This is a genomic window from Kitasatospora sp. NPDC001225 (assembly GCF_053597855.1).
In genome coordinates, this window is sequence record NZ_JBSFJC010000403.1 from 1 (window position 1) to 1,894 (window position 1,894).

At 73.8% G+C, this 1,894-nt stretch carries 4 protein-coding genes; all 4 read left to right on the top strand.

Features of this window, described 5'->3' with window-relative positions:
• Positions 1–603 (top strand): ATP-binding cassette domain-containing protein (locus ACWDCZ_RS40920; RefSeq protein WP_449818663.1); only part of this gene is annotated, 603 nt, incomplete at its 5' end.
• A 123-nt stretch (positions 604–726) separates the two neighbouring features.
• Positions 727–918 (top strand): hypothetical protein, encoded by a 192-nt coding sequence (locus ACWDCZ_RS40925; RefSeq protein WP_049659012.1) that lies wholly within the window; start codon positions 727–729, stop codon positions 916–918.
• Between the two features lie 41 nt (positions 919–959).
• Positions 960–1,151 carry a hypothetical protein gene (locus ACWDCZ_RS40930; protein WP_449818664.1) on the top strand — a complete coding sequence of 64 codons (192 nt, stop codon included), beginning with the start codon at positions 960–962 and terminating at the stop codon, positions 1,149–1,151.
• A 193-nt stretch (positions 1,152–1,344) separates the two neighbouring features.
• Positions 1,345–1,767 carry a hypothetical protein gene (locus ACWDCZ_RS40935; protein WP_049659008.1) on the top strand — a complete coding sequence of 141 codons (423 nt, stop codon included), beginning with the start codon at positions 1,345–1,347 and terminating at the stop codon, positions 1,765–1,767.
• Positions 1,768–1,894 lie beyond the last annotated feature (127 nt).

Below are 1,894 nucleotides of genomic sequence, written 5' to 3' on the forward strand. Positions count from 1 at the left end.
GTCGGCGACCGGACCGGCGGCGCCGAACACCCCGGCGTTGTTGACGGCGACGTCCAGGCCGCCGAACAGCTCGACCTCGCCGACCTGCGCGCCCACTGCGGCGCCGTCCTCCAGGAGCTGAGCCTGTTCGGCGGCAGCATCCGGGACAACCTGACCCTCGGGCGGCCCGACGCCGAGGACGCCGAGGTGATCCGGGCCGCGCGGATCGCCGGGCTGCACGAGGACGTGCTGGCCCTGCCGATGGGGTACGACACGCCCGTCGGCGAGAGCGGCTCGGCGCTCTCGGCCGGCCAGCGCCAACGGGTCGCCCTGGCCCGGGCCCTGGTGCACCGGCCGCGGCTGCTGCTGCTCGACGAGGCGACCAGCCACCTCGACCCGCAGACCGAACGCCATGTCGACGGCGCGCTCGCGGAGCTGGCCGTCACCCGGATCGTCGTCTCCCACCGGCTGAACGCCGTGCGCAACGCCGACCAGATCCTCGTCCTCGAACACGGCCGGATCGTCCAACGCGGCCGCCACGACGAGCTGATCGAGCAGGAGGGCGCGTACCGCCTGCTGTTCGGCGCGGCCGACACCGACGTGCGCCCCGCCGCGAGCCGCTGAAGCCGACGGGCCACCGACCGACGGACCACCTTTCCGACGGGCCGCTCGACGCCCGTCCCCACGAACCCCGGTCGGCCGCCCGGCCGTCCGGTCGAGGAACCATCACCGAGAGGCAGGAACGCCATGAGCGACAACAGCACCGCCCGTGCGTGGAAGGACCCTGAGGACGCGGCCCGCGCCGTCGCCCCCGCCCACCCGTCCGGCGAGGTCGACCTCGGCCTGTTCGTCGGCGGCCTGTCCGACGAGGAGGGCGGCAGCGAGGCCCTCGGCACCGGCGGCTGCTGCCCCACCTGGGCCACCGGCACCCACTGCTGACGGCCCGTACCCCCCCGCCCCGGAGCGGAAGGAGTCGAACCATGAGCAACGAGGACATCGTCCGGTCCTGGAAGGACCCCGAGACGGCCCGCACCACGCCCGGCCACCCGCTGGGCGAGCCCGACCTCACCGCCCTCAGCGGCGGCGAGGAGCAGATCACCGTCTACGACATCTGCACCACCAACCAGACCGGGTGCGGCACCTGCGGCAGCTTCAGCTACGGCTGCTGCTGACCCGCGAACCACCTCGCACCATTCCGCACCGGGCGTCGGGTCCGGCCCTCCCCCGAGGGCCGGACCCGCGTTCGTCCCCCGGGGACGGCACCGCCCGACGCCGGGGCGACGCCCGAAGCTACGATGGTTACCCGGTGGCCGGCCCCGCGTTCCAGTGCCGCCGGGACCGGCAGTGGCGGCGCAGGAGGCGGAGATGGCGGAACCCGGGGCGAGCACACTCGCCGAGAAGATCGAGACACTGTTTCGCACGGTCCGGCGCCCCAACCGGGAGCAGTACAGCAACGAGGACGTGGCGCGCGCCTGTCGCGAGGCCACCGGCGAGACCTTCTCGGCCACCTACCTGTGGCAGCTGCGCACCGGCAAGCGCGACAACCCGACCAAGCGCCACCTGGAGGCGCTGGCCGGGTTCTTCCACGTCTCCCCCGCCTACTTCTTCGACGACCGCTCCGAGGAGATCGTCGCCGAACTCGCCCTGCTGGAGGCGCTGCGGGACGCCGGCGTACGGAACATGGCGCTGCGGGCGGTGGAACTCTCGCCCGAAGCCCTGGACACCGTCTCCGATGTGATCGAGACTATCGCTCGCCGGGAGGCTGCCAGGGGGAAGCCCTCCCCGTGAGCACGACGTGGTGCCGCCGAGGGGACACCCGCAACGGCTGACCGGCCACGTCGGCCCCGGCGGACCAGGGTGCCGGCCAGCGTGAGGTCCTCCGTCGCGTAGCGCGGCACCCCACCGATCGTCGGGC